General features: G+C 60.3%; 5 protein-coding genes. All 5 read left to right on the top strand.

Annotated features, from left to right (window positions below):
* The coding region (locus tag IT585_07185) for a PorV/PorQ family protein (GenBank protein ID MCC6963019.1) at nt 1–2,438 on the top strand (2,438 nt) is incomplete at its 5' end.
* A gap of 13 nt (nt 2,439–2,451) precedes the next feature.
* Nucleotides 2,452–5,592 (top strand): VCBS repeat-containing protein, encoded by a 3,141-nt coding sequence (locus IT585_07180; protein ID MCC6963018.1) that lies wholly within the window; start codon nt 2,452–2,454, stop codon nt 5,590–5,592.
* Nucleotides 5,593–5,616: 24 nt separating this feature from the next.
* The gene (locus IT585_07175; protein ID MCC6963017.1) at nt 5,617–6,459 is read left to right on the top strand and encodes a hypothetical protein; all 843 of its coding nucleotides are present in this window, start codon (nt 5,617–5,619) and stop codon (nt 6,457–6,459) included.
* A complete protein-coding gene (locus IT585_07170) occupies nt 6,459–7,199 on the top strand; it encodes a hypothetical protein (protein MCC6963016.1) in 741 nt (246 codons plus the stop codon). Before IT585_07175 ends, IT585_07170 begins: the two co-directional genes overlap by 1 nt.
* 4 nt (nt 7,200–7,203) lie before the next feature.
* A partial coding sequence (locus tag IT585_07165; protein ID MCC6963015.1) for a hypothetical protein occupies nt 7,204–7,660 on the top strand: 457 nt, incomplete at its 3' end.

Raw genomic sequence — 7,660 nt, 5'->3', positions numbered from 1 at the left:
TGACCGAAATCGAGTCGTTGGCGACGGCGTGCGAGACGCAAACGCGGCCGAGTGAAATTCAGGTTCCGTATGCGGTGCTCTTGAGTGTTTGGCGCGGGTGGAACGTGCCCTGGGAGCAGCGGATTCAGAAGGTCGCCGTGATGGAGAACGGCGTGCCCAACGACAATTACACGCACTATGACGTCTGGGCGCTGACCAACGGCGGGTTGATGCGGTACAACGGTTCGACCTGGATCACGGGCGATATCATTCAGCCGCGGCGGGGCGACAATCTGAAGGACATCGTGGCGCGGGCGCTGGGGACGGCGAAGGATGAAGTGGTGCTGCCGCGTCTGGATCAGGTAGCGCGGGCGAACAACCGCTTCCCGCTGGAAAGGCTGGTGGAGCTGCGGACGCGGATCGAGGCCGGACTGCCGGAGCAGTTCGACAGCCGCGAAGAATTTGTCAAGAGTCTGGGCAAGCTCGAGGAGAACTGGACCGGCTGCCGTCTCGATGATTTGCGGATGGCGGCGTTCGTCGAGACGGCCAATAAAGCCCTGGCCGATTCGATCGTCAGCGAGGCGGAGGCCGACCGACTGATGTTTGCGCTGGAGAAATCGTATCGCGACCGGTTGCCGAACGATCTGCAGTTTCCGTTCAGCGCGGTGTTCGAGGGAGAGATTCTCGACATCGGCGTCGACCACAAGATGCTGTATGTCGGCACGTCGACCGGACTGTACCGTTACAACGGACGCAGCTGGGAGAAGTACTCGACCGGCGGCGACTCAACGGCGGTGTGGTGTATTGAGGTGCAGAAGCGCGGGCAGATTTGGATCGGCACCGATACCGGTGTGCGCGTGTTGCGCGACGGCAAGTGGACGGTTTACGGAGCCGCCGAAGGGCTGACCGCGGGACCGATCAAGAACATTTTTGTCAAGAGTGACCGACTGGCGTGGGCGGCCAGCGAAGATGACTTATTCGGCTGGGACGGCACAACCTGGTCGAACCAGGTGAATTACACGACGTCCGTCAACGACTCGGCGCTGACGGTGTTGACGAAGTTCTACGGAACGATCGACGCCGTGCGGCTGGAACTGCAGATTGCGCAGATCCAGGCGGGGAATCCAGAGTTTTTCAATACGCCGAAGGCGGGAGTCGCACTGCGGCTGCCGTACAAGCCGGTTTTTGAAGGCAAGATCACGGCGCTGGAGATGCACGGCAACGACCTGTGGGTCGGCACCGAGTTGGGACTGAAGAAGTTCGACGGCAAAGCCTGGACGAGCTTCGGCTACAAAGCGATCAAGGTCGAACGGCCGATGACGATCGAGGAACTGGCGCAGGAGTACCTGAAGACGACCGACCAGGACAAGATCAGCAGCTTCGTACAGATTCTCAAGCAGAAGAACACGCTGCAGACCGGCAACCTGCAGATCGGCCGCGTGGTGTATGTCTACGCGAATCCCGCCGGCAGCACGATCAATGCGCTCTACTCGCAGGGCGGGAAGTTGTACGTGGGCTCGATCTACGGCACCTTCACGTACGACGACGGACAATGGGAGCGCTACTATCACGAAGATTTGCATCAGAGCAACACGCGTGACATTGTCGGCCAGAGCGGGGAGATGTGGTTTGCCACGGCCGATCGCGTCGTGGTCTTCGCGCAGGGCAAGACCGAGTTGACGTTTACGCACGCCAACTGGCTGCCGGAACTGGCGAACGACCTCTACTATGAATTTCTCAGTTACGTGCAGCCGATCGGCACGCTCGGGACGATCGGCGGCAACGTGACGTTTCTGTCGTACGGTACGATTCCAGTGACGGGCGAGACCTCGTCGGAAATCACCGGCGAGATCAATCCGTTCGACGTGGCGGTGACGCTGTCGTACGGCACGCGCGCCTCGAAGTCGCTGGCGGTCGGCTTGTCGGCAAAAATCATCTACAGCCGGTTGTCGGTGCAAGGCGCCGGCCGGGAGGTCGGCGAGGGATCGGGCACATCGTTTGCCGTGGAAGGCGGATTGCTATACGCGGCCACCAAGAAGCTGCGCTTCGGTGCGGTGCTGACCAACCTGGGTCCGAACATGAGCTACATCGACGCGGCGCAGTCGGACGCGCTGCCGCGCAACCTGGCGGTCGGCTTCTCGTACAAGCTGCTTGATTCGCCCTATAACCGTTTGACGGTGGTGGGAGAGATCAACAAGCTGCTGGCGACGGTGAACGACGACTTCTCGACGGAATTCAAGGAAGCGATCGAGAACGTCGGTATCGAGTACTGGTACGGTTCGCTGCTGGCGCTGCGGGCGGGATACATCTATGACCAGGAAGGCGAAGTGAAGACGCCGACGGTCGGCGTCGGATTGCAGTACAAGGGTCGGTACCGGCTGGACTTTGCGTACATTCCGTCCTCCGAGAACCTGCCGCTGGCAAACACGCTGCGCACTTCACTGACGGTAAAACTGTAGACGGGTCAGCCTGATGATGCGGATACTGCTGTACACGTTCCTGATGATGGCGACGGTGCTGAGTGGCGCCAGGGCGAATTACCTGCCGATCAAGGGCAAGCAGCCGGCGGAGTCGGTGCCGCGCGGCGGGATGAGTCACGGGGCCTCCGAGCGCAACCTGCTCGGACTGGAGCGGGAGAGCAAGTATGCGTTACCGCGACAGGCGCTGGCGGCGGCGGATCAGCGGGTGATTCGGATTCTGGCGATCAAGGCGCAATTTCGCAAGGAAGTGCCGGACGATCCGAACACGACCGGCACCGGAACCTTTGACCTGCGGACGCGGCAGGAGTTTGCCGCGCAGGAAGGGCACACGATCGATCCGGCGCCGCACAACAACGCCTACTTTCTCGCGCACCTGCAAGCGCTGAAGGAATATTACGAAGTAGTTTCGAACGGCCGGCTGACGCTGACGTTCGACATTTATCCGCGGGAAGAAGAGGCGGCGTACGATTTGGATTCGACGATGGCGTACTACGGTTTGCAGCCGCCGGAGTTTGGATTGACGGAATTCTACGCCGATGCCTTTGCGGCGGCGGATCGCGATCTGGAATTGCGCTTCACCGACGCCGTGAGCGGCGCGCCGCTGTATGACGCCTTTGTCGTATTTCACCCCGGCTCGGATCAGCAGAACAATCTGCCGAATTTCGGCCAGGCGACGCCGGGCGATTTGTTTACCGGCTATCTCAAGCTGGGGGCGCCGATTTTCGTGCAGAACGACTCGGCCGTGATCGTGGACGGAATGGTGATGCCGGAGACGGTGTCGCAGGATGGCCGGGTGACCGCACTCAATGCCGTGATGGCGCACGAATTCGGGCACCAACTGGGATTAGTCGATCTTTACGATTCGCGGACATTCAATACAGTGGTGGGCGATTTTTCACTGATGGACAACAACGGATTCGGGGTCAATATCGATTTCGGCGCGGAAGTGCCGGTGTTGGTGCAAGGGGTGATGCCGATTTTCCCCGATGCCTGGTCGCGTGCATATCTGGGCTTTGTCGACGTGGTGACGGTCAGCAGCGGCACCAACGTGCAGGTTGCGCCGGCGGAGAAGTTGACGGAGGAGAATCAGATCATTCGCGTGCCGATCAATGCCGACGAGTATTTTCTGATTGAGTATCGCCGCACCGACCTGGACGGCGACGGTGTGACCGGCATCCAGCAAGATGAAAATACCGGCGTGTTTTTGCGGCCGGTGCGAGAGAAGAACGGGCCGAACACGCGCGAATACGATTATCTGACGCCGGGGATCGGGATGGTGATCTGGCGGGTCGATGAGTTGGCGGCACGGCTCGATTACGACGGCGACGGAATCAACAACTTCGATGACAACGATCTGCAGTGGTTCAATTTTCGGTCCGATCCGCGGCAGTGGGACAATCGGCATCAGTTCTTAACGCTGATGGAGGCGGATGGGCTGGTGCAATTCGGGCGCGAGTATTTTGCCGGCTACGGCAGCGCCAAGGATTATTTCGACATCAACAACAACCGCGAGCTGGGGCCGTTCACGAATCCGAATTCGGCGGCGGCGAGCGGCGCATACACGGGGATCACCATCGGCGATATTTCGGCGGCGGTGGCGACGATGAACTGCGATATCCGCACCGAGGGCAAGGCGGCGAACTGGCCGAATTTTGTCGGGCGCGGGGCGTCGGCACTGCGGGTTTATGATCTGAACAATGATGGTGAAGAAGAGATTCTGACCAGCGTGGACAACTATATCCTGGCGTACCGCTTGAGCGGCGGATCGCTGTTCCAGCCGATTCCCGGCACGGAGGTGGTTGTCGACCGGCAGACGTACGACGGCGCCCGGATCGCACAGGACACGTTGGGCGTGTTCGGGCGCGCGGCGTCCGATCGCGAGTTCGTCATGCCGCTGGCGATCGGCGATCTGGACGGCGACGGTTTTGCCGAAGTTGTTGCCGGCACCAGCCGGTTTACGATCGCCGCCTTCAATTCGCGGACGCTGACCTACAGCGGCGAAGCGGTCAAGCGCTTTGAGACCTTCATCGACGAACCGCTGGCGATTGCGCCGATCATCGCCGATGTCGATCCGAACAATGCCGGCAAGGAAGTTCTGGTCTATACGATGACCAACCGGCGAATCGTGTTAGCCGAGGATGGGCTGATTCTGACGAATGAAGAAGCGGTCTGGCCGTTCCGGGTAATGACCGACTCGCTGCACCGGTTTGAGCTGGTGTCACCGGTGGGTGGAATGCGCGCCGGCGCCAACGCGGCCGACTTACGCGGCGCAGCAGCGGCGGACTTCGACCGCAACGGCAGCTTCGAGACCACTGAAGTTTACTTGAACGGGACACTGCGCATCAATTACGCCGGTCAACCGTTAACCGTGGAGGTTGGCGGGTCGGTGTTTTCAGAGATCGCGCTGGGGGACATCGACAATGACGGCTATGTTGATATCGTGTTTGGGGGCGACAACCGGATCTATGCCTACAACTGGAACGGGACGGCAGTGGACAATTTCCCGCTGATCGTCAACGGCGCCTACCCGGTGGGGCCGGTGCGATCGGCGCCGGCGCTGGTCGATCTGGACGGCGACGGGGTGATGGAGCTGTTTGTCGGTACCAAGAACGGGGAAGTGGTGGGGTTGGACCGGAACGGGCATCGTCTGACGAATTTCCCCCGGGCGGCGGGCGGCAATATTGAATGGCCCCTGGCGATTGCGAAGAACGCCAATAGCGGCGCCGTGGTGGCGCTGACGCGCGAGGGCGAGATTGCGGCCTTCACGCTGGCGCGGCCGCGCGACACCGACTGGAACGCGTTGTACGGAGGCGTGGCCAATGGTGGCAGTTATATTCGCAGCCTGCCGGCGGTGCAGCGGCCGAGCGACGCGATCGGCTACGTATACAATTATCCGAACCCGGCGCGCGAGTCGACGACGATCCGGTTTTCGCTGCGCGAGACGGGGCCGGTATCGCTGCGGTTGTACAATACCGCCGGCGATCTGGTATTGGAGTCGTCGATTTCCGGCACAGCCGGCGTCGACAACGAACTTGACCTGGACACCTCCCGGCTGGCATCGGGAGTCTACTTCTGCCAATTAGAGACGAGCGGCGGCGAGCGCAAGCACTGCTCGGTAGCGATAGTGAAATAATTAGTGGATTTGGAGGATAACCTGATGATGAAGTACCTCTCGGCCGCGTTGGTTCTGCTGCTGGCGGCAGCCGCGCTGGCGGAAACGCCGACGAAGCTAACGGCCGGCGCACTGAGCCAGGCGCAAGCGGAACGCGACCTGAAAAGCTATCAGCGCATGCAGCAACTGACCACATTTGGCGTTGCCGCATCCGGCTTCGAGGACTTTCCGATGACGTCGGACATTTTTGACGTGAACTACAAGTCGCCGGGCAAGGGCTTCCTGTATTCGTTATCGATTCCGGGCGCCGGGCAGCTTTATACCGGCTCGCGCACCAAGGCGTTCATGTTTATGGGGGTAGAAGCGCTGGCCTGGACCGGCTATTACATTTACCACCGCAAGGGTGTCAATCAGGAGGACGACAACAGGAGTTACGCCGACCGGTACTGGGACCCGGAGCGCTATGCCAACTGGCTGATCGAAGAGCACGGGATTACCTCGGATACCATGGAGTCGTTGCGCGACGAAGCCACGTTTACGCACCATCTGCCCGAGACCAAGACGCAGCAGTATTACGAGATGATCGGCAAGTACGACCAGTTCAACTACGGTTGGGTCGACACCGATTACCGCACCAAGGACTCGACCTCGACGTTTCGCGGCAAATACCTGATCGACCGCGACAAGGCGAACACAAACTTTGACCGGGCCAAGCTGGGAGCGATCGTCGCGATCGCCAACCATTTGCTCTCGGCGTTCGATGCGGCGTTATCGGCGCGGCGCTACAATCGCCAGCAGGACAGCTTCAGCGAGTTTTCGTTGAAGGCGCGATTGGCGCGCTACGAAGGCCAGCAGATTCCAAAACTGGTATTTACCTACAAGTTCTGATGATGCGACCGACGATTCTTATATTCGCAGTGGCGCTGTTGCTGGCGCCGATGGCTGCGGGGCAAATTGCGTTGGAGCGCTCGCCGTTGGCGTTCGATCCGGAGCCGACGATCCAGTACCAGGTGGAGCAAGGCGGGGGATTCAGCGAAGTCAAGCCGGATGCCGGCAAGCTGCGCAAGAAGCCCTGGCAGGCGTTCTTGATGTCGCTGGTCTTGCCCGGGGCCGGCGAGTTGTACGTGGGTTCGACGACCAAGTCGCGGATCTTCATGGCTGCCGAGTTGGGTGGCTGGGCGAGCCTGATCTCGTTCAAGCATCTCGGCAAGTGGCGCGAGGACGACTACCGGCTGCTGGCGGCGCAGGAGGCGGGCGCGGACGTCGAGGGCAAAGACGAACGCTTTTTTGACGTGCTCGGTTTCTACACGTCGCGCGAGGAATACAACAAAGTTGGCGGCGCCTTCGATCCGCAGCGCGAGTACTATCCTGATACCGAGGCGTATTTCTGGCGGTGGAGTTCGGATGCGGCGCGCAGCCGCTATCGCGACCTAAAAAATGACAGCAAGTCGTTTTACCGCAACGCCGATTTTGCGCTTGGGTTTCTGATCGCGAATCACTTTCTTTCGGCGGTGGATGCCTACTGGAGCACGACCCGCCATAACCGCGGCATCGAATCCGGCTTTGCGGGCATCGAACTGCAGCCGACAGAAGACGGCTGGTTGGTGACTTTAAGCGCGAGGTTCTGATTGCGTGAGGCGGACAGCGTGGACAGCGGGGACGATGATGGCCGTCGCCGTCGTGCTGTGTTCCTGCGCCGCGCGCCAACCGGTTGAGACGATTGCACCGCCGCCGGCGTTGCGTCTAAACTATCTCGGTGAAATCAAGGGCCGCTTCGGCAGTAGCGAGTTTTCCGCTCCGACCGCCATCGTCTTCGACATCAGCAACAATTTGTACATCCTCGATCGCGGCAACAACCGCGTCGTCAAACTCAGTTCCGATTACAGATTCGTTCAGGAAAACGGCGGATACGGGCTCGGGCTGACCGGGTTGAACAATCCGGTTGCGCTGGCATCCGACGGCGGGGTCAATTTCTTTATTCTCGACCAAGGTAACAGCCGCATCATACGGTCGGACTACAATCTGGTGTTCTCGGACGAGCTGCGTTTCAACTACAATCCCGACCTGCAACTGCTCGGCAAGATCGCCG

The sequence above is a fragment of the Candidatus Zixiibacteriota bacterium genome, from assembly GCA_020853795.1.
Lineage (GTDB): Bacteria > Zixibacteria > MSB-5A5 > CAIYYT01 > CAIYYT01 > JADJGC01.
This window is presented reverse-complemented; position numbering and strand designations above follow the sequence as displayed.

Excerpts from the sequence above, each read along its gene's own strand:
- IT585_07170 (MCC6963016.1), top strand. The coding sequence starts at position 6,459 with ATGATGCGACCGACGATTCTTATATTCGCAGTGGCGCTGTTGCTGGCG.
- IT585_07180 (MCC6963018.1), top strand. The coding sequence starts at position 2,452 with ATGATGCGGATACTGCTGTACACGTTCCTGATGATGGCGACGGTGCTG.
- IT585_07175 (MCC6963017.1), top strand. The coding sequence starts at position 5,617 with ATGATGAAGTACCTCTCGGCCGCGTTGGTTCTGCTGCTGGCGGCAGCC.